The organism is Streptomyces sp. NPDC024687 (assembly GCF_055559055.1).
Genome location: NZ_JBVHLJ010000008.1, coordinates 122,823 through 148,188, shown reverse-complemented (window position 1 = coordinate 148,188; position 25,366 = coordinate 122,823). Strand labels below are relative to the sequence as shown.

22 protein-coding genes are annotated in these 25,366 nt (G+C 70.8%); 7 read left to right on the top strand and 15 right to left on the bottom strand.

Annotation, left to right across the window (positions count from 1 at the left end; translation table 11 throughout):
* Nucleotides 1-4: 4 nt before the first annotated feature.
* Together ACZ39I_RS29555 and ACZ39I_RS29550 are read right to left on the bottom strand one after the other, a co-directional pair.
* On the bottom strand, nt 5-427 hold the full coding sequence (locus ACZ39I_RS29555; protein WP_467247771.1) for a helix-turn-helix domain-containing protein: 423 nt from the start codon (nt 425-427) through the stop codon (nt 5-7).
* A gap of 158 nt (nt 428-585) precedes the next feature.
* Complete coding sequence (locus tag ACZ39I_RS29550) at nt 586-1,629, bottom strand: LacI family DNA-binding transcriptional regulator (RefSeq protein ID WP_467247769.1); 1,044 nt, start codon at nt 1,627-1,629, stop codon at nt 586-588.
* 354 nt (nt 1,630-1,983) lie between these two features.
* Here ACZ39I_RS29550 and ACZ39I_RS29545 point away from each other — a divergent pair, with 354 nt between their 5' ends.
* Nucleotides 1,984-3,570 carry a carboxylesterase/lipase family protein gene (locus tag ACZ39I_RS29545; RefSeq protein ID WP_467247767.1) on the top strand — a complete coding sequence of 529 codons (1,587 nt, stop codon included), beginning with the start codon at nt 1,984-1,986 and terminating at the stop codon, nt 3,568-3,570.
* Between the two features lie 18 nt (nt 3,571-3,588).
* On the opposite strand, the gene ACZ39I_RS29540 is transcribed toward ACZ39I_RS29545, so the two are convergent.
* The 7 genes from ACZ39I_RS29540 to ACZ39I_RS29510 all read right to left on the bottom strand — a co-directional run bounded on the left by ACZ39I_RS29540 (nt 3,589) and on the right by ACZ39I_RS29510 (nt 10,929).
* Nucleotides 3,589-3,741 (bottom strand): hypothetical protein, encoded by a 153-nt coding sequence (locus tag ACZ39I_RS29540; protein WP_467247766.1) that lies wholly within the window; start codon nt 3,739-3,741, stop codon nt 3,589-3,591.
* A gap of 6 nt (nt 3,742-3,747) precedes the next feature.
* The gene (locus tag ACZ39I_RS29535; RefSeq protein ID WP_467247765.1) at nt 3,748-5,448 is read right to left on the bottom strand and encodes an alpha-amylase family protein; all 1,701 of its coding nucleotides are present in this window, start codon (nt 5,446-5,448) and stop codon (nt 3,748-3,750) included.
* Complete coding sequence (locus tag ACZ39I_RS29530; RefSeq protein WP_467247764.1) at nt 5,439-6,443, bottom strand: TIGR03885 family FMN-dependent LLM class oxidoreductase; 1,005 nt, start codon at nt 6,441-6,443, stop codon at nt 5,439-5,441. The genes ACZ39I_RS29535 and ACZ39I_RS29530 overlap by 10 nt, the downstream gene beginning before the upstream one ends.
* Before the next feature lie 232 nt (nt 6,444-6,675).
* On the bottom strand, nt 6,676-6,969 hold the full coding sequence (locus ACZ39I_RS29525; protein ID WP_467247762.1) for a hypothetical protein: 294 nt from the start codon (nt 6,967-6,969) through the stop codon (nt 6,676-6,678).
* 185 nt (nt 6,970-7,154) lie between these two features.
* The gene (locus ACZ39I_RS29520; protein ID WP_467247761.1) at nt 7,155-7,349 is read right to left on the bottom strand and encodes an antitoxin; all 195 of its coding nucleotides are present in this window, start codon (nt 7,347-7,349) and stop codon (nt 7,155-7,157) included.
* A gap of 173 nt (nt 7,350-7,522) precedes the next feature.
* A complete protein-coding gene (gene mmuM, locus ACZ39I_RS29515) occupies nt 7,523-8,464 on the bottom strand; it encodes a homocysteine S-methyltransferase (protein ID WP_467247760.1) in 942 nt (313 codons plus the stop codon).
* A 380-nt stretch (nt 8,465-8,844) separates the two neighbouring features.
* Nucleotides 8,845-10,929: an autotransporter gene (locus ACZ39I_RS29510; RefSeq protein ID WP_467247759.1), complete on the bottom strand. Its 2,085-nt coding sequence runs from the start codon at nt 10,927-10,929 to the stop codon at nt 8,845-8,847.
* A gap of 191 nt (nt 10,930-11,120) precedes the next feature.
* Here ACZ39I_RS29510 and ACZ39I_RS29505 point away from each other — a divergent pair, with 191 nt between their 5' ends.
* Nucleotides 11,121-12,197, top strand: coding sequence for a glycoside hydrolase family 43 protein (locus tag ACZ39I_RS29505; protein WP_467247758.1), 1,077 nt, complete (start codon nt 11,121-11,123; stop codon nt 12,195-12,197).
* Nucleotides 12,194-13,606, top strand: coding sequence for an RICIN domain-containing protein (locus tag ACZ39I_RS29500; protein WP_467247756.1), 1,413 nt, complete (start codon nt 12,194-12,196; stop codon nt 13,604-13,606). Before ACZ39I_RS29505 ends, ACZ39I_RS29500 begins: the two co-directional genes overlap by 4 nt.
* Before the next feature lie 431 nt (nt 13,607-14,037).
* Here ACZ39I_RS29500 and ACZ39I_RS29495 read toward each other — a convergent pair whose 3' ends face one another.
* Nucleotides 14,038-15,720, bottom strand: a complete 1,683-nt coding sequence (locus ACZ39I_RS29495) for a rhamnogalacturonan lyase B N-terminal domain-containing protein (protein ID WP_467247755.1) — start codon at nt 15,718-15,720, stop codon at nt 14,038-14,040.
* Between the two features lie 193 nt (nt 15,721-15,913).
* Here ACZ39I_RS29495 and ACZ39I_RS29490 point away from each other — a divergent pair, with 193 nt between their 5' ends.
* On the top strand, nt 15,914-16,954 hold the full coding sequence (locus ACZ39I_RS29490; RefSeq protein WP_467247754.1) for a rhamnogalacturonan acetylesterase: 1,041 nt from the start codon (nt 15,914-15,916) through the stop codon (nt 16,952-16,954).
* Between the two features lie 84 nt (nt 16,955-17,038).
* Nucleotides 17,039-18,730 (top strand): DUF2264 domain-containing protein, encoded by a 1,692-nt coding sequence (locus tag ACZ39I_RS29485; RefSeq protein ID WP_467247753.1) that lies wholly within the window; start codon nt 17,039-17,041, stop codon nt 18,728-18,730.
* Between the two features lie 61 nt (nt 18,731-18,791).
* Here the strand turns inward: ACZ39I_RS29485 and ACZ39I_RS29480 are convergent, their stop codons facing one another.
* The 3 genes from ACZ39I_RS29480 to ACZ39I_RS29470 all read right to left on the bottom strand — a co-directional run bounded on the left by ACZ39I_RS29480 (nt 18,792) and on the right by ACZ39I_RS29470 (nt 21,700).
* Entirely contained in the window at nt 18,792-20,258 is a 1,467-nt protein-coding gene (locus tag ACZ39I_RS29480; protein ID WP_467247752.1) for a hypothetical protein, read from the bottom strand.
* 70 nt (nt 20,259-20,328) lie between these two features.
* Nucleotides 20,329-21,120, bottom strand: a complete 792-nt coding sequence (locus ACZ39I_RS29475; RefSeq protein ID WP_467247751.1) for an alpha/beta fold hydrolase — start codon at nt 21,118-21,120, stop codon at nt 20,329-20,331.
* Nucleotides 21,113-21,700, bottom strand: coding sequence for a TetR/AcrR family transcriptional regulator (locus ACZ39I_RS29470; RefSeq protein ID WP_467247749.1), 588 nt, complete (start codon nt 21,698-21,700; stop codon nt 21,113-21,115). The genes ACZ39I_RS29475 and ACZ39I_RS29470 overlap by 8 nt, the downstream gene beginning before the upstream one ends.
* A gap of 110 nt (nt 21,701-21,810) precedes the next feature.
* Between ACZ39I_RS29470 and ACZ39I_RS29465 the strand changes: the two genes are divergently transcribed.
* Together ACZ39I_RS29465 and ACZ39I_RS29460 are read left to right on the top strand one after the other, a co-directional pair.
* Complete coding sequence (locus ACZ39I_RS29465) at nt 21,811-22,344, top strand: hypothetical protein (RefSeq protein ID WP_467247748.1); 534 nt, start codon at nt 21,811-21,813, stop codon at nt 22,342-22,344.
* A 141-nt stretch (nt 22,345-22,485) separates the two neighbouring features.
* Nucleotides 22,486-23,736: an MFS transporter gene (locus ACZ39I_RS29460; RefSeq protein ID WP_467247746.1), complete on the top strand. Its 1,251-nt coding sequence runs from the start codon at nt 22,486-22,488 to the stop codon at nt 23,734-23,736.
* A gap of 19 nt (nt 23,737-23,755) precedes the next feature.
* Here the strand turns inward: ACZ39I_RS29460 and ACZ39I_RS29455 are convergent, their stop codons facing one another.
* Together ACZ39I_RS29455 and ACZ39I_RS29450 are read right to left on the bottom strand one after the other, a co-directional pair.
* Nucleotides 23,756-24,556, bottom strand: a complete 801-nt coding sequence (locus ACZ39I_RS29455; protein WP_352381763.1) for an ABC transporter permease — start codon at nt 24,554-24,556, stop codon at nt 23,756-23,758.
* 5 nt (nt 24,557-24,561) lie between these two features.
* Nucleotides 24,562-25,365, bottom strand: a complete 804-nt coding sequence (locus ACZ39I_RS29450; protein ID WP_352381761.1) for an ABC transporter permease — start codon at nt 25,363-25,365, stop codon at nt 24,562-24,564.
* Nucleotide 25,366: the final 1 nt, after the last annotated feature.

The following is a 25,366-nucleotide window of genomic DNA, read 5'->3' as shown; positions in this document are numbered from 1 at the left end:
ACGGTCACCCGCGCCCCGACGGCCACGCCCACAACAACCCCGCCACCAGCAGCACGATGACGGCGAAGGCGACCAGCGCCGCCGCACGCCACCACCGGTACTCGAGACCGGCCGGAACCGCCACCGCCACCTCCGGCACGACCGCGGTCACCGGCGTACCGTACGGCCACACCGGGTCGGCCAGGTCCCACAGCGCCAGCAGCCGCGCATGGTCCGCGCCCGCCACCCGGCACAGCGCCTGCACCGCACCCCGCGGCGGCTGCTTGGCCCCGCTGAGATACCGCTGCCAGGACGACTTGCTGTACGCGGTGCGCCGGGCCAGCTCGGCGAGGCTCAGATCCGCACGGTCCTTGAGGTGCCGCAGTTGCTCGACGAGATGCCGCGCCTCCCTCGGAAGCGAGTCCGGCAGCGGCCGCCAGCGCGTCATGGTCGTCCCCCAAGTGCTCGCCGCCGCCCCGGCAGGGGCAGCGGCCCCCTCCCCGCCGCATCGTTCGACGCCCCTTTGCCCCGGCCAGTTCCCCTCGCCCGCGGATGACCGAAGCTGAACGAATCCGGCGGTGGGTGGCCCCTGCAGCCGGTCGACGGTCAGTCGCGCGGCGGGGCCGTGCTGGCCCGCTCCACCAGCCGCGTCGACAGCTCGGTCCGGGTGCTCTCCGGCCGGTCGCCCTCCACCATGCGCACCAGCAGCCGCAGGGCCGTCGCCGCCATCTCCGACAGGGGCTGACGGACCGTGGTGAGGGCCGGAGTGGTCCAGCGGGCCTCGGGGAGGTCGTCGAAACCCACGACGCTGATGTCGTCGGGGACGCGCAGGCCGCGTCCGGCCAGGGCCTCGTACACGCCGAGGGCCATGTGGTCGGAGCAGACGAAGACCGCGGTGGGCGGTTCGGGCAGATCGAGGAGTTCCAGCGTGCGGCGGCGGGCCGTGCTCTCGTCGAACCCGGCGTGGCGGACGTACTCGGGACGCTGCCGTATCCCCGCCGCGGCGAGCGCGGAACGGTAGCCCGCCACGCGCGCGCTGCTGCACATTCTGCGCTGGTGACCGGCGACGACCGCGATGCGCTCATGGCCGAGCGCGAGCAGGTGCTCGGTCGCGGTCACCCCGCCCTGCCAGTTCGCCGCACCCACCGAGACCACGCCCGGCGGCGGCTCCAGATCCGGGTCGATCAGAACGTACGGGATGCGCTGCTGGTCCAGCCAGCCGTACTGCGACGACGTCAGCTCGGCCAGGTTGAACAGCACCCCCGAGGAGCCGCGGGCGGTGAGCTTGTCCATCCAGCCGCGATCCGGGCGCCCCGCCCGGTTCCGGGGCAGCCCGGCCGAGACCACGACCTCCAGGCCCGCGTCGTGGGCGGCCGCCTCCACCCCGTGCAGCACCGCCCCCGACCAGGAGGTCTCCAGGGAGTGCACGACCAGGTCGACGAGGCCCGACGACTTCGCCGCGTCGAACCTCGGTCTGCGGACGTACCCCAGCCGGTCCAGTGCCTCGGTGACCCGGCGACGGGTCTCGGGAGCGACGTCCTCGCGGCCGTTGACCACCTTGGAGGCGGTCGGCACCGAGACACCCGCCTCCCGGGCCACGACCGCCAGCGTGGGACCGGCCGCCACGCTCGCACTCCCCGTGCGGACCATCGGGAACCACCTCTCCGGCCCGCCCGAGGGCCATGAAAGTTTCGACCAGCGCGGAAATAGTAAGCGCTTCCTACCCTAGGTTCGCCCGATGAAGTCGGGAAGAGGTCCGGCTTGGCGGGTCTTCAGGTCCTCCTGACTTTCGAAACGTCGAATTGCAGTGCTGCCGCGGGCCCCTTCTCTCCCGCGAGCCGGCCCGAGATGCTCTCGGTGGCTGCGCGGATGAGTTCATCCGGCGAATTCACGGCACCCCCATGTACGCCGAGTAGCGGCCGAAGCGCGCTCTGCCCCGGAATACGGAGCGGAAATGTGGTGCTCTGTTGTTCATGGTGCAGTAGTGCGCTGAGGAGGCTGGGGATGACAGGAGTCCAGTCGGACCCCGTGGTCAGCACGCCGTACGGGCACGTGCGTGGTCGGTACGAGGACGGCGTCGCGGTTTTCCGGGGCATCCCGTACGCGGCCCCGCCCTTAGGTCCCCGCCGCTTCCGGCCGCCGCAGCCGCCCGAGCCCTGGGACGGTGTCCGCGACACGGTCGACTTCGGGCCGACGGCGCCGAAACCGCCGTACTCCGACGCCTTCGCGCAGTACCTCTCCGACCCGTCCGTGCCCGGCGACGACTGCCTCAACCTCAACGTGTGGACCCCCGAACCCGGCCCCGGAGCCCGCCTCCCGGTCCTGGTGTGGCTGCACGGCGGCGCCCTGACCAGAGGATCCTCCGCGGTGCCGGTGTACGACGGGCATTCCTTCGCCCGGGACGGCGTCGTGTTCGTCTCGGTCAACTACCGGCTCGGCGTCGAGGGCTACGGCCTCTTCCCGGACGCCCCCGCCAACGCCGGCCTGCGCGACCAGCTCGCCGCGCTCACCTGGGTCCACTCGGCGATCGAGGCCTTCGGCGGCGACCCCGGGCGGGTGACGCTGGCCGGGCAGTCGGCCGGCGCGATCAGCACCGGCGCCCTGCTGGCCGCTCCGCAGGCCCGGGGACTGGTCCGGCGTGCGGTTCTCCAGAGCGGGCCGCCCGAGGTGGGCGACCGCGACAAGGTACGGCGGATGGTGCGCCGGATGGCCACCCGGCTGAAGGTCCCCGCGACCGCGGCGGCCTTCGCCGACATCGACCGTGACCTGCTGCTGCGCACCCAGGCCGAGGTGGGCCGGCTCAACAGCCCGGTCCTCGGCGGCCCCGCGTTCGGGATCGTGGTCGACGGCGACCTCGTGCCCCGTGATCCGCTGGAGGCGCTCACCGACCCGGGTGCCGGCGTCGCGAAGGACGTCGAACTGATGCTGGGCTGGACCAGCGACGAGTACCGCCTGTGGCTCGTCCCCGGCGGCCTCCTGGAGCGCGTCGAACGGCTCGGCCCGGTCGCCCTCGCCGGTGCCATGGCCCGCTGCCACTGCGGCTCCGAGGTGGTCCGCGGCTACCGCGCCCTGCACCCCGACGCCGGCACCGCCGAGACCGTCGGCCAGATGGTCACCGACCACCTGCTCCGCATCCCGCTGCACCGCCTCGCCGAGGCCCGCCCGGGCACGTCGTACGTCTACGAGTTCGCCTGGCCCTCCCACCTGCCGCACCTCGGCGCCTGCCACGGCCTGGAGCTGGGCTTCGTCTTCGACACCGGCGACACCCCCGAGTCCGCCAAGCTCGCGGGCGAGGGCACCCCGACCGAACTCGCCGACGCCATGCACGGGGCATGGGTGCGCTTCGCCGTAGACGGCGACCCCGGCTGGCGGCCCTGGGACGCCACCCACCCCGTGCAGATCTTCGGCAAGGGCGACCCCTACGTCACGTCCGGCCCTCGGGACGACGATTTCGCGGTGTGGACGGCGGACCCGACGACCGAGGAGACGGCGCCCGTGTCGGAACCGGCGGAGGGCTGGCCGGCGCGCACGGCGGAACTGCGCTCGGTCGTACGACGGCTGCGGCGCTCGGGACTCGCGCGGCGGCACTGAAGGCGGGCGGCCCGGGCCTCAACTGCCGGTCGCCCCGACCGAGTCCCGGGCCACCACGTGGGTGCCCAGCAGGAGGTGCTCGGCGGGGTCCTCCGCCGTACGGCCCAGCGCGGTGTGTACCGGTTCGACGACGACGGCCGCCTGCGACGTCGGCTCGGGGCCGCCACGCACAGGTTGTCAGCCGGACGCGATGCTTTCGGGGTCGTCCGCCGGGGTGCCGACGCGGAGCCACCGATAGCCGTACGGGGGCAGGTCGACGTGGAACATGCCGTCCTCGCCTGCCTTGAGACCGGTGTGTCCCTCGTCGAGCAGGTCTGTCAGCCGTCCGCCGGATCCGGCCTCGGCCAGTTCCAGCCGTACGGTGTGAGGCCGGTCCGCGAAGTTGTGCACGGCCAGCACGGTGCCGTCGCCGGCGCGGCAGACGTGCGCCAGGACCGCGTCCTCTCCCGTGTTCAGCAAGCGGTAGTCGCCCCACGCCAGTTCGGGGGCCTCCCGGTAGCGCTCGATGAACAGACGCATGCGGCTGAGCAGCGAACCGGGATCCCGGCTCTGCTCGTACACGTTGATCTTCCGGGGACCGAACGCGCCCTCCACCAGTGGGTTGGGGAAGGCGTCCGGCTCGGCGGTGGAGAACCCGGCGCCCTTCTCCGGGGTCCACTGCATCGGGGTGCGTACGGCCTGGCGTCCCTCCGCGGCCAGGTTCTCGCCCATGCCGAGTTCCTCGCCGTAGAAGAGCACGGGGGTGCCCGGCAGGGTGAACAGCAGGCTGTAGGCCAGTTCGACGCGGCGTCGGTCGCCGTCGACCATGGGCGGGAGCCTGCGGCGCAGCCCTCGGTCGTACAGCTGCATGTCCTTCTCCGGGCCGAAGGACGCGAAGACCTCGGCCCGTTCGGCGTCGCTGAGTTTGTCGAGGGTGAGTTCGTCGTGGTTGCGCACGAACACGGCCCAGTGGGCGTCGCGCGGCGCCGCCGGGCGGTCGCGCAGTGCGGCGGCCAGCGGCCTGGCGTCGTGGCGTGCCATCGACAGGTACATCTGCTGCATCGCGACGAAGTCGAAGCACATGGTGAGTTCGTCGCCGCGGTCCGAGGAGGGGTCGCCGAAGAAGCGCGTGGTGCCGTCGTAGGGCAGGTTGACCTCGCCGAGCAGGACCGACTCGCCGTTGCGGCGGCCGAGGAAGGCACGCAGGTCGGCGAGGTACTCGTGCGGGTCGGGCAGTTCCCCCGCGTCGCTCTGTCCGTCGGTCTCCAGCAGGAAGGGCACGGCGTCGACCCGGAAGCCGGACAGGCCGAGCTGGGTCCAGAAGCCCATGATGCGGGCGATCTCGTCACGGACCTCCGGGTGGGCGACGTTGAGGTCGGGCTGCTGCTTGTAGAAGCGGTGCAGGTAGTACTGGCCGCTGCCCTCGTCGTACTCCCACAGGCTGTCCTCCGCGTCGGGGAAGACCACGCCCTGGGGACCGTCCTTTGGTGGCTCGTCCTTCCAGACGTACCAGTCGCGGTGGGCGGAGTCCCGGCCGGAGCGGGCGTCCTGGAACCAGGGGTGGTCCTCGGAGGTGTGGTTGACGACGAGATCGGCGATCACGCGGATGCCGCGGTCGCGCGCGGTGCGGACGAACTCGGCGAAGTCGCCGAGGGTGCCCAGGCGCGGGTCCACGCCGTAGAAGTCCGTGATGTCGTAGCCGTCGTCGCGCTCCCGCGTGGGATAGAAGGGCATCAGCCACACGCAGGTCACGCCGAGACGCACCAGGTGATCGATGCGCTGGGTGAGCCCCGCGAAGTCTCCGATGCCGTCGCCGTTGCCGTCCTGGTACGTCTCGACGTCCAGGCAGTACACCACCGCGTTCTTCCACCACAGGTCGGACGTGCGTGTCAGACGCATCGGTACTCCTTCGCCGTGGCGGGGATCGGGCGGGTCACGTCGAGTCGCGGCAGTACGTCGGCGCCGAACGCGTCGATGAACGCGGCCTGTTCCCGGCCCACATGGTGCAGCATCACCGCGTCGAACCCCAGGTCGGCGTACTCCTGGAGCCGGGCGGCGTGCCGGCCGAGGTCGGAGGAGACGTCGACCGTGCGCGCCACCTGCTCGGGGCTGACGTGCTCGCTGACGACGTCGAACAGTTCCGCGGAGTCGAGGTCCCAACTGACCGGTGGAGCGTGCACGTTGGTCCGCCACTGGTCGTGCGCGAGGGCGAGCGCCTCGGCCTCGTCGGGCGCCCAGCTCAGGTGCACCTGGAGGTGGAGGGGTCCACGGCCGCCCGCGTCACGGTACGCGCCGATGATCTCGCGCAGGCGTTCGCGCGGGGCGTTGACCGTGATCAGCCCGTCCGCCCACTCGGCGCACCAGGCCGCGGTGGCGGTGCTGCACGCGGCTCCTATCAGCGGCGGTTCCTCGGGCGGCAGCGTCCACAGCCGGGCCCGGTCCACGGTCACCAGCCCGTCGTGGCTGACCTCCTCGCCCCGCAGCAGCGCCCGGATGACGTCGACGCACTCCCGCAGGCGCGCGGAACGGATGTCCTTGCGGGGCCAGCCCGCGCCGGTGATGTGTTCGTTGGAGGCCTCTCCAGTGCCGAGCGCTGTCCAGAACCGGCCCGGGTTCATGGACGCGAGCGTGGCGATCGCCTGGGCGACGACGGCGGGGTGGTAGCGCTGGCCGGGCGCGTTCACCACACCGAACGGCACCTGGTCGGTGGCCTGGAGAGCGGCTCCGAGCCATGACCAGGCGAAGCCGGACTCCCCCTGACGCACGCTCCACGGCGAGAAGTGGTCCGAGCACATGGCGGCGGTGAAGCCCGCCTGCTCCGCGCGTACCACGGCGTCGAGCAGATCCGCGGGTGGAATCTGCTCGTGCGAGGCGTGTAATCCGTAGACAGTCATGGAAAGCGACTACCCCCCGGACGGTCCCTCAGCGGGCGCCGACCGCCGAGTGTCGGCGCCGTCGGAACTCCTGCGCCGCGCGATGCGTGTGGTGGGGTCGAGGGGCGCGGGAGGAGGCCTCGGGAGGTGTCCTGGGAGAACGTCCACGGGTGGCGGCCCTCGAAGCCGACGGCTTCGTGTCCGGCCGAGCGCCGCCGCAGGTCCGCAGGACCCGGAACCGCAGGTCCGCGGGTCAGGCGCTCGCGTGGCGACGCACGGCCGGCCTCCGTGGAGCGGCGTGGTGGGCGGGCCGGTCGGCGTTCTCGGACCGGTGCTGCCGCAGCCACAGGGTCGTCGCGGACAGCAGGCCGGCGAAGACGACCAAGAGGAGTACGGGCACCCACATCTGCCGACTGCCGAAGTTCTGCCGGCCTCCCCAGGCGGCGGTCGCCGCCCAGAGGAGAGTGCCCAGCGCGTAGAAGGCTCGGATGCGGCGCATCTGCCGTACCGTGCGCTGGAGCTTGGAGTGATCGTTCTTCGGTGCCATGCGGGCCGTGTACCCCCGATCCCTCCTCTCGATCAGCCCGAGTGGACTTGTCGCAGCGGGCAGTGGACGACGACCTCGGGCCGGTTCGTCCTTGACGACCGTCACCCCTTACCAAGGCCCGGTGCCGGTCACATGTCTTCGGCCCCCGGCGCTGTGCGCCGGGGGCCGAAGGTCGGTCATGCGCGTCAGCGCTCCGTCGTACCGCTGTCCCGGTAGGAGCGACGGGCCGTGTCGGCGGCCTTGTCGGTCTGGGCGTCGTACTTGTTCCCGGTCCGCTCGTCGACCATGCGCTCAGCGCGCGTCACGCCCTTGTCGGCCTGGTCCGGGTGGCCCTTCGCCATTGCCTTGGCCTTGTTCGCCATGTCGCCCAGCTTGCCCATGGGGTACCTCCCGCGATAGCGCGTGCGTCGTACCCGACGGCGAGTACCCGGTGGGCCCGGGGCAAATCATCCCGAACGGACCGGCGGACAAACCGCGCGGACGCGAGCAACCACGACGAATGCAACAGCCGCCGGACAACAGCCCCCGGGGGCGAAAACACGCACCGCTCCCGCTAACGCACCGCTCCCGCAATCCCCGAGATCGCCTCAGGACCCACCCGGCAGCATCCCCCGATCAGCCGTGCGCCCGACTCCCTCCACCCCATGACCTCGTCCGACGTGAACGAGGACCGTCCCTCCCAGCGGCGCGCCCCCGCGTTCCAGGACTCCCCGCTGTTGGGGTAGACGACGACCGGCTTGCCGGTGACCCGCGCGGCCGTCTCGATCGCGTGGTCCACGTCCTCCGGCACACAGCAGTTGACGCCGACCGCGATGATCTCGTCCGCGTCGGCGGCCAGGGCGAACGCCTCCTCCAGGGGCTGGCCCGCCCGGGTGCGGTCGCCGGCGATGGAGTAGGAGAGCCAGGCCGGGACACCGAGGCCACGGATCGCGCCGAGCAGCGCCTGCGCCTCGTCGCTGTCGGGGATCGTCTCCAGGGCCAGGACGTCGGGCCCGGCCGCCGCGAGCACCTCGAGGCGGGGCCGGTGGAAGGCCTCCAGCTCGGCCACGCTCAGGCCGTAGCGCCCCCGGTACTCCGAGCCGTCCGCGAGCATCGCGCCGTACGGCCCGACCGAGGCCGCCACGTACAGCGGCCGCCGGACCCCCTTCGCCCGGGCCTGCCGCGTCGCCTCTCGCGCCAACTCGACGCTCAGGGAGAGGAGCTCGGCCGCCCTCGCGCGCTCGATCCCGCGCTGGGCGAACCCCTCGAAGGTGGCCTGGTAGCTGGACGTGATCGCCACGTCGGCGCCCGCCTCGTAGTACGCGAGATGCGCCTCGGTGATCGCCTCGGGCCGCTCCGCGAGCAGCCGCGCCGACCACAGTCCGTCGCTCAGGTCGTGCCCGGCGGACTCCAGCTGGTTGGACATGCCGCCGTCGAGCACGACCGGGCCGGCCACGAGGGCCTCGGCGAAGGGGCGGGTGAGGGCGTCGGGGACTTCCGGGGTGTCGCTGGTCATGCCTCGACGCTAACCGAAGGGCCGGAAGACGGCCGCGGATGTCCGGTCCGCGAACACCGGGACCAGCATGCGGGACCACGCTTCACCCGCAGGCACGACCCGGACACCGGCCTCGTGGCGGCTGAAGCGGTGGAGATCCCCCGCCCGCCCCGTCCCCGGCACGGGCCGGGTTCCCGCGTGGAGCGGACGGCGGCGCTCAAGGGCCTCACCGGGACCCAGGACATCACCGGACCGTGGGCGGCCGCCCGGGGAGGCCCGGCACGGGAACTACGGTCGAGGAAGGCAGGGCGGCCGAGCACAGGTCGATCGACGGGCGCGTACGACAGGCCCACCCTCCAGGGGCGGCCGGCTCTTCCCGCCCCGCCCCGCCCCGGCACCGATCACTGCGCCGCATGGCGTCCGCCCCGCTGCCGCCTGCCCTGCCTTCTCACCGTCGGCGGGATCACCAGGCCGATCAGCAGCCCCACCGCCAGGAGGTACGGCCACCAGCCCAGCCCCTCGGACACCTCAGCCGTGGCGTGGGGTGCCACGGCCGCTGCCCCCGACGTCGTGGCGGAGCGGACGCTCGGGGACGCGGTTGCCGAGACGGCGGTCAGTACGACGTCGTTGCCGTCGCCGCCCCGATAGGTGATCCGGTACGTCGTGTCGGCGAGCTCGAGCCGCGTGCCCTCCTTCAGCCCCTTGAAGGCACCCTTGGTCTTCGACGTGCCCTTGTGGTCCAGCACGGTGATCCTGCGCGCCGGGTCGGTCCCGGCTGCCGAGAAGTCGAGCTCACCGGCGAGCCGTACCGGGCCCGTCACCTTCAACGGAGCGCCTCGTAGGACCAGTTCACCCTTCGCGCTCTGCGTGTAACCGCCGTTGACCGTGAGACCGCCCGCCACCACACCCTCGTTGGTGACCGCGCCCTTCACCGTGCCCTTGCCGGACAGCGAGGAGACCACGCGAAGGCCGGCCGAGCCCGCGTCCAGACGTGCGGCCGTCGAGGTGAGCCGGATTCCCTTGCTGTGAGCGAGAGTTGCTCCGGACCGCAGGGCGAGCGTGCCCTTCTCGACCGTCGTCGTCCCCGAGTACGTCACCGCGCTTCCGGTCAGTGTCGTCGTCGCCCTGCCCGCCTGGGTGAGGGAGCCGCTGCCGCTGATCCGGGGCAGGGTGAGGGACTTGGCCGCGTTGTCGAGCACGAGCGAGCCGTCGTTCACGACCTTGTAGTGGGCGCCCCCGGTGTAGAGGCCGCCGTCGCCGCCGGACCTGCCGTTCCCGAGCCGGAGCACGGCGCCCTTCTCGACGGTCGTGGAGCCGTCGTAGTACTGGACGGCCGCGAAGGCGACGTCATTGCCCTTCGTCCCCTTGATGACGATGTCACCCGCGCCGGGCGCAGACAGGGTGTCGTGGAAGCGGCCGCCGCCGATGGGGGCGCCCAGGGTGACCGGGCCGTTGTAGTCGAAGGCCAGGAGTGAACGGGAGCGCGCGGCCAGCAGGTTGATGTAGACCGTCTGTGCCGTGCCCGGCATGAAGATCCTGTGGGTCGTCCCGTCTCCCCACTGGACGTTCGCACCCTTGATGTTGGTGCCGCGCTTGTTGACGTTCTTGGTGGCCGGCGTCCAGTTCAGGGCGGGGTCGCTGAGCGAGGGGTCGGTGTCGCCGCCCCGGTTCGACCAGCTGTACTGGCCCGTGAGGATCACCTTGCCGCCCGGCCGGGACTGGACGTTGATGTCACTGCCGTACTCGCGCTGGTAGAAGTCCATCCGCTGGGTGACGGTCTGCCCCAGCGGGGTGTCCACGGTCCAGGTGCCCTGGTTGAGCACCTTGCGGAGGTTCGGCAGTGCGGTCGCGTACTCGGGCCGCCCGGCGTTGGCCTGTGTGCCGTTGTCGATGACCCCCGCGAACGGGCCGGACGTCAGGTCCCAGGTGCCCCAGAGGAAGCGCGGCTGGGTGATCAGGCCGGAGCCGCTGACGGTGCCCAGGTTGTAGGCGCTCTTCAGGGACAGCCGCAGGGTGCCGTCGACCCGGATGTTGTCCTGGTTCAGCCGGAACGTCGGTGTGTTGTACGGGAAGTGGCCGATCAGGCCGGTCGTCCCGCCGTTGCCGTACTGGAGGGTCGCCCCGCGCTCGACCGTGACCGCGGGCGGGTCCGGGCGGGTCGTGGTGACGTACGGGTGGTTGCCGCCGAGCGTCCGCACGGACTGACGCTGCCGGGACCCGGGCAGCGTGAAGTCACTGTCCCTGGTGAGGATCAGCGTGCCGCTGCCGCGCACGGTGAGCGTGCCCTGGCCGCGGAAGACCCCGTCGTACGTCGTCGTCCCCGGCGGCACGGTGACGACCGTGTCGCCGGTCAGGGTGACGTCCCGGTCCGCGAGGACGTCGGCGGTGGCGTCCCGGGGACCGGCGGCCAGAGCCGGGGGAGCCCAGGCCAGGAGGGTGACGAGGGCACCCACGGCGGCTGCTGTCTGGTGGATTTGGCTGCGCACATGATCGGAGACGCGCGGAGGTCGGACCGATAACAGAAATCTGGAAGGCAGAAAGCGCCTTCTTCTGATCGCGTCCGACCCGTTGACCTCCTGGTTCCCCAGCCGTACCTTTCGGCTGTTCGTAATAACAACAGATGTTCTCAATATCGAACATCGCTCTCAGGACACCCCCCATCCGAGAGGCAGTCCGTATGAGCCGCGCCCCCGAAGTCCCCCATCGACGACTGCTGCTGAAGGGTGCCCTGGCCGCGGGCGCCCTGGCCGTGACCCCCACAGCCGCCGAAGCCGCCCCGCGCCCGAAGAAGGCCGCGCCCTTCGTGAACCCGCTCGTCCGCCAACGCGCGGACCCGTACATCCACCGTCACTCCGACGGCTACTACTACTTCACCGCCACCGTCCCCGAGTACGACCGCATCGTCCTGCGCCGCTCGCGCACCATCAACGGCCTCGCGAGTGCCGACGAGTCCGTCATCTGGACCAAGCACCCGACCGGTGGCATGGGCGCCCACATCTGGGCGCCCGAGATCCACCGCGTGGGCGGCAAGTGGTACATCTACTTCGCCTCCGCGCCCGCCGAGAGCGTGTGGGACATCCGTATCTGGGTCCTGGAGAACTCCAACCCCAATCCGTTCAAGGGGACTTGGGTGGAGAAGGGCCAGATCAAGACCGCCTGGGAGACCTTCTCCCTGGACGCCACCACCTTCTCCCACCGGGGCACCCGCTATCTCGCCTGGGCCCAGCACGAGCCCGGCCTGGACAACAACACCGGCATCTTCCTGTCGAGGATGGCGAACCCCTGGACCCTGACCGGCCCTCAGATCCGGCTCTCCACCCCGGAGTACGACTGGGAGTGCATCGGCTACAAGGTCAACGAAGGGCCCTCGGTCATCGCCCGCCACGGCCGGCTCTTCCTGTCCTACTCGGCCAGCGCCACCGACTACCACTACTGCATGGGCCTGCTCACCGTGGACGCGGACGCCGACCTCATGAACCCGGCGAGCTGGTCCAAGTCGCCGACGCCGGTCTTCACCAGCAACGACACCACCAGGCAGTACGGCCCCGGCCACAACTGCTTCACCGTCGCCGAGGACGGCCGCAGTGACGTCCTCGTCTACCACGCCCGCCAGTACAAGGAGATCGTCGGCGACCCGCTGAACGACCCCAACCGCCACACCCGCGTCCAGAAGCTCGGCTGGCACGCGGACGGCACCCCGAACTTCGGCATACCGGTGGCGGACACCGCCACGAACACGGAGGTCGCGTCATGAGACGTGCATACGCCGTACTGCTCGCCCTGTGTCTGGCCCTGGCCGGCGCCCTGGTGACCGCCGGACCGGCCCAGGCCGCTCCGCTGACCATCCCGAACGGCGTCCAGTTCACGGACACCTCGGGCAACGCCCTGCACGCCCACGGCGGCGGGGTCATTAAGGTCGGCTCCTACTACTACTGGTTCGGCGAGGACCGCAACGCCGACAACACCTTCCGGTACGTGGACGCCTACCGCTCCACCGACCTGAAGAACTGGGAGTTCAGGAACCACGTCCTGACCCAGTCCAGCGCCGCCGAGCTGGGGACCGCCTACATCGAGCGGCCCAAGGTCGTCTACAACGCGTCCACCGGCAAGTTCGTGATGTGGATGCACAAGGAGAACGGCACCGACTACAGCCAGGCCCGCGCGGCCGTCGCCGTCTCCTCCACGGTCGACGGGAGCTACACCTACCAGGGCAGCTTCCGCCCGCTGGGCGACAACATGTCCCGCGACATCACGACCTTCGTCGACACCGACGGCACCGGCTACATGGTCTCGGCCGCCAACGAGAACTACGACCTGCACATCTACAAGCTCACCGCCGACTACACCGGCATCGCGAGCCTGGTCGCCAACCCGTGGGTCGGTGGACACCGCGAAGCACCGGCGCTGTTCAAGCGGGGCAGCGTCTACTTCATGCTCACCTCGGGCGCCACCGGCTGGAACGCCAACCAGCAGCAGTACGCCACCGCCACCTCCCTCGCCGGCCCGTGGACCGCGATGACGAACGTCGGCGACTCCACGGCCTACAACTCGCAGACCGCGTACGTCCTCCCGGTGCAGGGGACTTCGGGCACCTCTTACCTCTACATGGGCGACCGCTGGGGCAACTCCTTCGGCGGGACCGTCAACGACTCGCGGTACGTGTGGCTGCCGTTGACCTTCCCGAGCTCCACCACGATGTCCCTGTCCTGGTACCCCGAGGTCACCGTCGACACGGCGGCCGGGACGGTCGGCGGCACCAGCGCCACGTACAACACGCTGATCGCCAGGCACTCCTCCAAGTGCGCCGACGTGACCAGCCAGTCGCTGTGGCAGGGCGCCCAGATCAAGCAGTACGACTGCAACGGCGGAGGCAACCAGAAGTACTGGTTCAAGTCCGTCGGCAGCGGCTACTACCAGCTGGTGGTCAGGAACAGCTCCCTGTGCGTGCAGGAGAACGCGAACACGATCAGCCAGGAGAACTGCGGCGCGTCCGCCACGAGCCAGCAGTGGTCGCTGACCACCACCGGCTCGTACGTGAACATCAAGTCCCGCGCGAGTGGTAAGTGCCTGGACGTGAACGGCGCGTCCACCGCCAACGGCACCGCCATCATCACGTACACCTGCGGAACAGGCACCAACCAGCAGTGGACCAGGGGTAGTTAGCAGTCGATTTCACGACGGACCGCCGAGGACCGGGGTGACCCGCCTCGGCGGTACCCGCCGCGCCGGAGATCAAAGACTCGGGCAACGGGACCTCACTCCCGGGTCGCTCGGGAAAAGGCCAGGTCGTTCCGAGAGAGCCATGATGAGCCTCGACGGCGATGAAGCGACTGGTGAACTGCGCCTCCACCCATTACTACAACGGCACGTAGCAGGCTGCGGGCTCGAGGGACGACGACTCGACCGGGTCCAAGCTCACCGCCTGCAACGGCGCCGCGTCCGACTCCTATGGGGACGGCTCCCATCTCCTGGCCGCCGACACCCAGAACATCAACGCCCGACGCGTCGGCTACCGCTCGGACCAGAGCTGCCCCCGGCCCGCGGCAACGGTGGCCCGGCGCGTCGCGCGTCGAGCCACCGTGCCGGCCCGGACGTCAGGACAGGAGGTCGATCGCGTCGATCGACGTGCCCGCACTGAGGAAGGACGTCGACCCCGAACCGCTCGCCACATAGATCTTCAGCGTGTTGTAGGCACTGGTGTCCGTCAGCCAGGCGGACGCCGGCACGTTGTAGGTGAACGTGTAGTTGTTGCCCCGGTACGAGCCCACGGTCAGCGACCGGGTGCTCGGCTGGGTGGGCGGCGAGGGGACGGCGGAGGTCCAGGTGTCGTTGACGACGACCTGCGGGCGGCCGTTGGCGTAGGCCGTCGTCACGCCCATGCGCAGGGTGTGCGCGGCGGCGGCCTGGGCGGCCGTCAGCTTGAAGTAGACGATGATCCCGCTGTTGACGTCCTTCCACAGATAGCAGGGGAAGGACGAGGTCTCGGTGCCGCTGCCGACGACGACGTTCCCGGTCCAGGAGGAGGCGCGGACATCGGACGGATGGGCGTACGTCATCAGGTCGGCGTTCTTGAAGCCGCTGGGCGTGCCGTTCCAGTCGTTGATGCGCCAGATCGCGCTCGCGTTGCTCGGGTCGTTCGAGGACGGGATCGCGATGGAGTTGAGGGTGGTCGTGCCGCTCGCGCTGACACTCACCGAGCTGGTGTGGACGGCGAGTTCACCCTTGAAGACGGTCAGCGTGTACGTTCCCGGCAGCACGCCCCCGATGGAGAAGTAGCCGTCCGACGACCGTGCCGAACCCCAGTACTGGGCGGCGGAGTTGGCGAGTCCGACCGTGTAGGGGTGCGCCGTGTTCCGGCCGGTGATGCCGACGCCCGCGACCTTGCCCCGACCACTCGCGGGGACGTAGCCGGAGATGCCGAGCGAGTCCGCCCACGAGGTGGTGAGGGTCCCCGGGTACAGCGCGGAGGAGGGGGCGCCGCCGTCGGTGAAGGCGATGACGTAGGGGCCCTGGAGGCCGAAGCGCTGGGCCTCCGTCTGGTTCTCGCCGTAGTAGAGGATCTCGTACAGGCCGCCGCCGTCGGCGCTCTGGTGGCGCAGCAGGGAGCGGTAGAAGGGGCCGCCGGAGGCCTTCTCGTGGTTGGAGCGCACGATGTACAGGCCGACGCTGCCGGTGGTCCAGCCGACGTAGTTGTAGTCGATGACCCGCGCCTTGGCGTAGTGCTTGGAGCGGGTCTGGCCGTCGGATTTCGCGAAGACGTCCTGGGCCTCGATGGTGGTGGGCGCGTAGGTGTACGAGTCGGGCTCGTCGTTGAGGAACTTGCCCGCGTTGACGCGCAGGATGTAGCGGGTCGCCGAGACCGAGGCGTCGGCCTTGTTGGTCCACAGGTAGACGTTGTTCTCGCCGCTGCGGGCCGCGTAGTAGTGCTTCAGCGTGCCGTACGCGACCGAGATCAGGATCGTCGTACCGGACTGCTTGATGCTCACGGTGGAGGTGCCGAGGCCGGACTCGATGTGCGAGTTCTTGCCGCCGTAACCCTGGTACTGCGTGCCCTTGTAGACCAGCGAGGTCAGATCGCCGTTGGTCTTGCTGACCTTGAAGACGAGGTTCGCGCCGGTGTCGACGACGTAGTTGGAGCCGTCGTCGCTCCAGCCGAAGGTCGCGGCGGACGCGCTCTGGGCGAGCGGCCCGGCGAGCGCGGCGGTCCCTGCCGCGGCCGCGGTGCCGAGAACGAAGGTGCGGCGTCCGACCGGTCGATGCACGGGGGATTCGGACATGGGGGTGCCTCCTTCGAGACATGTGGGGGTGGTGCGGGTGCTTTGGAGAGTGACAGTTGAATCGATTTCGCGAAAGGGCTTTCGCCTCTTGGAGGTTGGCGATTTTGTGAAATCGGTTCGAGGTCTAGAAAGCGCTTGCAGATGGCGGTACGGTCCGGCGCCAGGTGTTGTCCCCCTGACGGAGGAACCGCGAATGAGACGTTTCAACCTGGCCCTGCTGGCGGCGGTGGCGCTGGCCTCGGGTCTGACGGCCGTACCGGCGCAGGCACACACCGGACGTGCACTGGGCCTGGAGAACTGCACGGCGGCCGGCTGCCACTTCGACGTCCCGCCGGGCACGTACGACGTGAAGGTCCTCCTGGGCGGCGATGCGGAGTCGCACACCGCGATCAGCGGCGAGACCCGGCGTTCGCTCCTCCCGGAGACGGCGGCCGCGGCCGGTGAGAGGGTCTCCCGCAGCTTCACCGTGAACGTGCGCACCCCGGAGGGCGAGCCGACCGGACCCGACGGCACCCCGGGCCTGGACCTCGTGCTGGGCGGCTCGGCCCCCGCGCTCGCCGGCATCAAGGTCACCCCCGCCCGGCACGCCCGCCAGATCTTCCTGGTCGGCGACTCCACGGTCTGCGACCAGCCCGGCGACCCGTACTCCGGCTGGGGTCAGCAACTGCCCCAGTACCTGCGCAAGGGCGTGTCCGTGGCCAACTACGCCGACTCCGGCGAGAGCACGGTGACGTACCTGTCCGAGCCGCGCCTGTGGGCCACGGTCCAGCCGCTGATCCGCCACGGCGACCTCGTCCTGATCCAGCTCGCCCACAACGACAAGACGACCGACGAGGCGACGTACCGGGCGAACCTGGAGACTCTGGTCGCGGGTGTGAGGGAGAAAGGCGGGAACCCTGTCCTCGTGACGCCCATCGTGCGACGCTGGTTCAACTCGGACGGCACGCTGAACAACGGGACGGCCCTGCTGGTCAACGGCCTCGGGGTGGACCATCCCGCGGTGATCCGCTCGGTGGCCGCAGCAGAGGACGTCCCGCTGATCGACCTGACGGCGAAGACGAAGACGCTGGTGGAGTCCTTGGGAGTGGAGGGCTCGAAGGCGATCTACCTCTACAACGAGAAAAGGGACAACACCCACACCTCCGTACACGGAGCCACCGTGTACGCGGGCCTGGTCCGCGACGAACTGCTCGCGCAGGGACTGGTGCCCAAGGGGTCTGTGAGGGTGGGATAGACGCCTGGGGCGTCCCGACCGGAACCGGGGCGCCCCAGGTCTGTGATGCGAGCCGCGAGCCTGTGAGTGGAAGAAAGAGAACCGATGCAGTTGCCCCCCGAGGACCGCACCCTCAGTCCGCACACCGGCTACGCGCGCGCCCATTGGGAGGCCGCGGCCGATGCCCTGCTCGCCGCGGTGGAGCCGTACGCCACCGAGGACCGCGCCCTCTACCACCTCCCCGGTGACCGGCAGAGCTGGTCCGGCCACCTCTCCGACGGGCTGGAGGGCTACGCCCGTACGCTCCTGCTGGCGGCCTTCCGCCAGGACGGCCCCGCACTCGAGCGGTACGCGGACGGGCTCGCCGCCGGAGTCTCGGGAGTCTGGCCCCGGATCGAGGACCGCAGCCAGCCGTTGGTGGAGGCGGCGTCGATCGCCTTCGCGCTGCGGATCACGAAGCCGCTGCTCTGGGACCGACTGGACGACGCCGTACGGCAGCGGGCCGCGGCCTGGCTCGGCGACGCGCTCACCGCCGAGGCCTGGCCCTGCAACTGGGAGCTGTTCCCGGTCACGGTCGCCGGCTTCCTGTCCTCGGTCGGCCATGAGCCGGAGGCCTCCCGCAAGGCGATCGACCGCGGCCTGGAACGCATCGAGCAGTGGTACGTCGGTGAGGGCTGGTACACGGACGGCGACGGCCGCAAGTTCGACTACTACAACGGCTGGGCCATGCACCTCTACCCGGTGCTGCACGCGTGGCTGGCCCAGGACGACGGGTCGATGGACCTGTACGGCGGCCGCCTCTCCCGCCATCTCGACGACTACGCCCGCCTGTTCGGCGCAGACGGCGCCCCGATGCACCAGGGCCGCTCCCTGACGTACCGCTTCGCCACCACCGTCCCGCTGTGGCTGGGCGCGCTGACGGGCCACACCCCGCTGTCCCCGGGCGAAACCCGGCGACTGGCCTCCGGGGCCCTCAAGTACTTCCTGGACCGGGGCGCGGTGGACTCCCGCGGCCTGCTCACCCTCGGCTGGCACGGCCCCAACCCCGGTGTCCTGCAAGGCTATTCGGGCCCGGCATCGCCGTACTGGGCGAGCAAGGGCTTCCTCGGCCTGCTCCTCCCGGCCGACCACGAGGTGTGGACGGCGGTGGAGGAACCGGGTCCGGCGGAGCGCTCCGACGCGCTCACCCCGATCGCCGCCCCCAACTGGCTCCTGCAGTCCACGAGTTCCGACGGCGTCGTCCGCCTCCACAACCACGGCAGCGAGGACGTCCGCTACGACCCGTACTACACCCGCCTCGCCTACTCCACGGTGACCGAGCCCTCGGCGACGTACGACAACAGCCTGATCCTGGACGGCGATCCGAGCCGTACGGAGATCGAGCCGCTGGGGGTGGGGGAGGGGTGGGCGGCCTCGCGCCACACGGCGGCCGGAGGTACGCAGGTCTCCAGCGTCGTGCTCGCACAGGGAGCGGTGGAGGTACGCGCCTTCCTCGTGGCCGGGGCCGAGCCCGGGACGCCGGTGCGGGTGACGGGGTGGGCCCCGCGGGACGGTGTCCGCGCCGAACTGCTGCCCGCCGTGGCCCTCGACGAGGAGCTGAGCGGGGTGACGGGAGAGGGCGACACGCTGTTCGTCGCCCTGGCCCGACTCACCGGCGACGCGGACGCGGTGCCGTTGGAGGCGACGGTGACTGTACGGGCCGTAGGGGCCGGTGAGTTGACGGTGGTGTGGAGCGGGGGCCCAGAGGTGCGGGTTCGTCTGAACGGCTCGGCAGTGGAGATCACCGCCGGGGGCTGAGCCGTCACGCACATCCGCAGTGCGGCCGCTCGCCACCCCCTGGTCGAGCGGCTCGTACCGCTCAGGGCTTGAGGCGGGCGATCCGCAGGCTGGTCGAGGTCGGGGAGGCACCCGTCAGCGGCTTGGCGTACGACGGTGTCACCGGGACGTATGCCCAGGCCAGCGTGCCGTCCTTCTGGACCGCGATGTCACCCGTGATCCGGACCGGCACCACCTTGTCCGCGCTCTGGAACGTGCCGTTCCAGTCGACGAGCCGGAAGTGCGTGCCGGTGAAGGTGCCGGTGCAGGTACCGCTCGCGCACTTGGCGTTCTTCAGTGACTCCCAGGACACGAGAAGGCGGTTCTTGCCGTACGGCGCCACGTGCACGTTGACGTTCTCGACGGTCTTTGCGCTGGTGAGATAGATCGCCTTGCCGGGGCCGGAGCTGCGGTTCTTCAGGAAGGCCACCGCCACCTGGTGGGTGCCGGTCTTCGGCTTGACCGTCCAGCCGCGGCCGCTCGAGTCGTCCGGGTTCTTCTTCGCGGAAGCGGCACCGCGCGAGGCGAAGGCGGTCGCGTAGCGGCCCGTTGCGGACTTCACCAGGTCGCCGGTGCGGCCGGGGAACGTACCGCCGCAGTATCCCGCCCAGCACTGCTCGCGCTGCACGACCGGAGCCACGTCCGGGGCGCCGATGCCCGTCGACACGAACAGTCCCGAACGCCAGTCGTCGAAGCAGAGGGAGGTGAAGTCGCCGGTGGCCTCGGCGTGCAGCGCTATGCCCTCGTTGTGGCTGCACCCCCAGCCCCAACCCCCGCTGAGCTTGGCGCCTTTGGCGCTGACGTACGACAGCTTGTCGCCGAAGTGCCCGTCCGCGAAGCCGCCCGCGCCGTGCACGACGTAATAGGCGCCGTACTTCGAGCCGTTCCAGGTGAGTTGGCCGTCGAGGGTGGGGGAGGTGTCGTGGGAGGCCGTGCCGGTGAGCTTGGTCCGGAAGGTCTGTTTGCCGTTGGTGTACCGCACGATCGCGGCCGCCGTCTCCTTCCACTTGTTGGTGTCGGCGACCCGGGTGAGCAGGGCGAAGCCGTCGTTGTGCGCGACCAGGCCGCCGACCTCCTTCGCCCCCTTGACGACGGTGTCCGTGCCCGAGCGCTTCCCGGCGGACGTCAGCGGGGTGACATGGATGCCGTCCGCGGCAGGCCAGGCGACGCGCAGGGTGCCGTTGGGTGCCGCCGCCGTCGCCGTACGCGCCCACTCGCGGGTGTTGTTGTAACCGGCTGACAGATAGGGGAACTTGGCGGTCAGGGTCACGGCCGTGCTGTTGGGCGCGAGCGCGGGGGCGGTGGCCGCGCCGGCGGTGGCGTACCAGGCACCGGCCAGCGCTGCGGTCGCGGCGAGGCCGGCGATGACGGGCTTACGGGCGGCGCGGACCCGGCGGTGGCCGGGGCGAGGGATGTCGCGAGCCGCGCCGCGAATCGTGTCGCGAGCCCCGCCGTGAACGGGGCCTCGGGGGGTGTCGGCGTCGCGCGATGTGCGTCTTGCGGAAGTCATACCCTCAGGTCGCCGCAGAGGGTGCGAACGTTGCCGCCGATCTTGCGGTGCTTGGCCCGTTGCCGTGCCGTCAGGACCTGTCGCCGTCCCCGAGCAGCGTCCGCGTGAGCCGTTCGGCGAAGTCCACCGGGTGCTGGAGGATGCCGAGATGCCCGCCGGGGAACTCGACGAAGTGGGCCTGTTGCGCCTTCGCGAGGAACTCGGCGGTTCGGTAAAGGAGGTGTCCACGGGAGTCGGTGCCCGCGGCGATGGTGAGGCGGGTGTGCGAGGGGCCCGCGTCGGGGACGTACGACGTGAAGGGCCGAAGGACATGGGCGAGTTGGAGTGCCATCGGGCTCGACAACTCCTCCTCACGGCTGAGGGGTTGGCCCTCAGGGAGCTCCCCCGCCGCCCGATCCTCCAGTACGGCGCTCATCAGGGCGCCCGCCGCCGCGAGCCCCTTGGCCCGGTAGACGTCGCAGACCTCCCCGAACGCGGCCTGGTGCCGCGCCCCGTCCGGCAGCACCCCGACGCACGGCGGCTCGTGCGCGACGACGTGCCGCAGCCGCTCCGCGTGCCGGGCGGCCAGGTCGAGCGCGGCGATGGCTCCGGCGCTGGTGCCGAAGACGTACGCCGACTCGCCCTCCGGAAGCGTCTCGTCCAGCACGCGCCGCGCCCCGTCGCTCCAGTCCTGGACCCGCTGGTCCTCGACGGGTTCGCCGAGTCGGCCGTGGGCGAGGCCGAGGTGGTCGTAGGTGACGACGGTGAAGTGCCCGGCGAGCGACTCCGTCATCGGGCCGAGGCCCATCGGGTGTCCGGCGCCGCCGGGGAGCAGCAGCAGTAAGGGGCCGTGGCCGGTGATGTCGTAGTGCGGGTCAGTCATCGGTGTTCTCCTCTTGGGGCCAGTTCTCGAGTGCCACGTGCAGGGCGTCGACCGCCCTGTCCCAGGACTTCTGTACGTCGCGGGGTGCGCCGAAGCCGCCCGTCGACTCCAGGGCGCAGTAACCGTGGAAGGTGGCGCGCAACAGGCGTACCGCGTCGGTGAGATCGGGTTCGGCGAGGCCGTAGGCACGGAGCATGCCGTAGGTGATCTCGACGGTGCGCCGGAGCGCGGGGGTGCCGGCGATGAGCGACTGGTCGATCCGGATCTGCGTGGCCGCGTACCGTCCCGGCCGCTCCAGCGCGTACGCCCGGTAGGCACCGGCGAAGGCGGTCAGCGCGTCCTTGCCGGCCCGCCCCGCCACCGCGACGGCGATCCGGTCGATCAACTCGCCGCCGGCGAGCAGGGCCACCCGGGTGCGCAGGTCCTGAAGGTTCCTGACGTGCGCGTACAGGCTCGCGTCCTTCACGCCGAAGCGCTTGGCGAGGGCGGCCAGGGTGACGTTCTCGAAGCCGATCTCGTCGGCGAGGTCGGCGGCGGCCTCGGTGAGGCGGTCGGCGGTGAGGCCTGCTCGGGGGCTCATGGGAGCAGATTACCTAGGGGTCCTAGGTTGTTGCCAAGGGTTTTTCGGAGAGCCTGGAGAGGATCAGGCGCCAAGCGCCAAATGCCCTGCCAGGACAGTAGGTTCACGTCATGAGTGATGACGAGGAGTACCTGGACAAGAGCCCGGCCGCCGCACGGATGGGGAAGGCCGCCGAGTACCTGGTCGCGGCTTCCTCGATCCTCGCCACGGGCGGGGAGCTGAACGTCTCCACCTCACTCGTGGACGACGAGGGCGTGGACCTCGTCTTCCACCGGCGCGGCAGCGCCGTGACCCTGGCCGTGCAGGTGAAGGCCAGGATGTCCACAGGAGTCCAGGTCCGACAGGGCAGGCTGATGGCCTTCGTCCGCTCGCAGACGTTCCAGCCGCGTTCCGACCTCGACATGCTCTTCGTCGCCGTGGACGTGGAACGGGGGGCGATCATGACCGCATGGCTGGTACCCAGCCTCGATTTCGCCGAGATGGTGCCCGAGCCGAACAGCAAGGGCCGCTTCCGGTTCTCCGCGTCCATGAAGCCGGCCTCCCTGGACCGCTGGACCCCGTTCCGGCTGGAGGCGGCCGAACTGCCCCGCCGCATCCTCGCCCGACTCGCCGAGTTGGAGGAAGTGCCCGCCCCCAGCCTGTAACGGCTGCCCAGGTCGGCTCCGCGAGGCGAAGGCGACGACGGGGGACGGCAGCAGCCGACTTCCATCGGCCGAAAGTCGTTTCCGTGCCGGCGTCGGCGATCCTAAGGTTGCCAGGTCGTCCGGGACGGACCAGGGAGGGGCATGGCTCAGGAGGCTCAGAGGGACGGCACGGCCGACAAGTCCCCGCCATCGCTGGCTTGTTCTCCTCCGCTGTGGCGGCAGCGCGACTTCGCCGTCTTCTGGGCCGCCCAGACCCTCTCCGTCCTCGGTGACTCCTTCGCCCTGATCGCCCTGCCCCTGCTCGTGCTGGAGGCCACCGGCTCCCTCGCCCGGATGGGACAGCTGACGGCGGTCGGCGGGGCCGCCTCGGTTGTCGCCGCCGTGTTCGCGGGCGTGGTGGTGGACCGGGTCGACCGGCGGCGGCTGCTCATCGGCTGCGACCTCGTGCGCATGGTGCTGTACGGCGTGATCCCGCTGGTGTGGCTGTTCGGGCCGCGGGTCTGGCTGCTGTACGCGGTGCTGCCGGTGTGCGAGGCGGTCGGCATGCTGTTCGCCGTCGGGTACGTCACCGTCGTACGGAGTCTCGTCGGGACCGGGCAACTGACGGAGGCCAACGGGCGGTTGAACGCGACGGCCGCCGCGGCCGGGGTGCTGGGACCGGTGTGCGCGGGAGTGGTGGCGGCCTGGACCGGCCCCGCCACCGCGGTCGGCGTGGACGCGGCGAGTTTCGGGGTGTCGGCGCTGTGCACGCTCTTCGTGCGGTTCCGCCCACGCCCCGCCGAGACTCCCGAACGCACCGGCCTGTGGCGGGACTTGCGCACCGGAGTGGCCTTCCTGCGCGGCCATCGCGTCCTGCGTACTCTCACCGCGCTGCTGTTCGTGTTCAGCTTCCTCACCTTCGGCCTGAACGACCTGATCATCTACCACCTCAAGTACGACCTGGGCCACGGCGACGACACGGTCGGCACCGTCATGGCCGTCGGCGCGCTCGGAACGATCACCGGCGCCCTGCTGGTGGCCCGGGTCCGCCGCCGGCTCGGCTTCGGTGTGACCTGGACGGTCGCGGTCGCGGTGTGCGGCCTCGCCTTCGCCGGTATGGGCTGGGCGCGGGACGTGCCCGTCGTCGCGGCCCTGAGCGCCGCCTTCCTGGCTTGTGTCGCCGTGGCGGGCACCTGCTCCATGTCCCTGCGCCAGGAGATCACCCCGGAACCCCTCCTGGGCCGGGTCACCGCCGCCTTCTGGACCCTGCACTACTCAGCGGCCCCGATCGGCGCGGCGGTGCTGACCTGGGCGGCGGAACGTCAGGGGACCGCGCCGGTGGGCCTGATGGCGGGCACCGCGTGCGTACTCGTGGCGGGCGCGGCCCTCCTCACACCGATCCGACGTTCCTGAGGCCGCGGCATCACCGGCGTCACCCGTTGACCCCCGCGTAATGCCGAAGACTCCACCCCCACAGCACCCGCGACCCCAGATACGCCACCACGCCCAGCAGCGGCGACACCGCCGCCAGCCAGTACGGGGCGCCGGTGTCGTGGCCGTGGCCGGTGAGGACCGCCGCCGGGAAGTAGGCGACGAAGGCGAGGGGGAGGCCGTAGGTGAGGAGGCCGCCGACCGCCTTCGGGAGGACGTTCAGGGGGTAGCTGCCGAAGGTGCCGAGGAGTTCCTCCAGCCAGCGGCTCCAGTAGTCCGCGGCCGGGAAGCGCAGCGCCGCGCAGGTGATCGCCGTGAAGAGGGCCGCCTCCAGGAACATGCCGCCGATGACCGCGGCGATCAGGTAGGAGACGCGGCCCGGCGTCCAGTCGAGCTGGCTGCGGCTGAGCGCGCCGACCATCAGGCCCACCGCGACCGTCAGGTCGCCGATCGCGTTGGTGGGGAAGAAGGCCAGCTGGAGCTGGCGGTACACCGGCATCGGGCGGGTCAGGTAGATGTCGATCCTGCCCTCCTGGATCTGCCGGCCCGCGCCGTGCACCCGGCCCAGCAGCAGGACGAACAGTCCGTGCGCGAGCATCCTCGTCGCCGGGATCAGCAGGACCTCAGAGCTGTCCCAGCCGCCCATCCCGGTGAACCGGGTCAGCAGCACGGTGGCGAACACGATCACCGACACCTGCCAGATCGCACCGATCGCGATCATCAGCAGGAACTCCGTGCGGTACTCCAGCTGGGCACGGAAGTTGAGACGCGTGACGCGCCACGCGATCCGCATGCCGTTCACTGGCCTCAGCCTCCTTGGGACATGACGCGGCGGGCGGCCCGCCGCCACAGGAAACGGGTGAACAGGGTGAGCGCCACGACCCAGAACGCCTGGATCGCCAGCTGCTCGAAGGCGTCCGACAGGGGGATGCGGCCGATGTAGATCGACAGCGGCACGCTCAACGTCGCCTGGAACGGCAGGAATCCGCTCAGCGTGATGAACCAGTCCGGGAAGAACCACAGCGGCGCGTACACCCCGGACAGCAGGTTCTGCGCGAAGATCAGGATCAGCATCGCCGCGTTGTTGCGGACCGTCCAGAAGCACAGCTGGTCCAGCAACAGCATCACGTGGTACAGGACGCACTGGCCCAGCAGCAGGCTCAGCGCGAACACCCCCGCCACCGCGGCCGACCTGGGCGGATCCACCACCCCGGCCGCCAGACAGACCAGGTAGCCGCCGAGCGCCCACGCGAAGCCGTACAGCTGCTCGCCGAGGGCGCGCAGGGCGTGGTAGCGCTGGGGCGGCAGCGGGCGCAGATACCAGTAGACGATCGTGCCGAAGTGCATGTGCTGGAGCACGGTGTCCCGGCCCGCGTACTGGTCCAACTCCCTGAGCCGGGAGGCGAGTACGGCCAGCACGGCGTACGTGACGGCCTGGCCCTCGGTGAGGCCGGCGGTGGTGCCGGTGTGCGAGTAGAGGCCCTGCCACAGGGAGGCCACCAGGACCACCTGGACGGCCAGCCGGACCAGGACGGCCGTCATCCGGGGCGGTGCGTGCAGCTCGCCGAGCGGGGTGACGCGGGCGGCGCGCCAGGCGTGCAGGACGGCCATG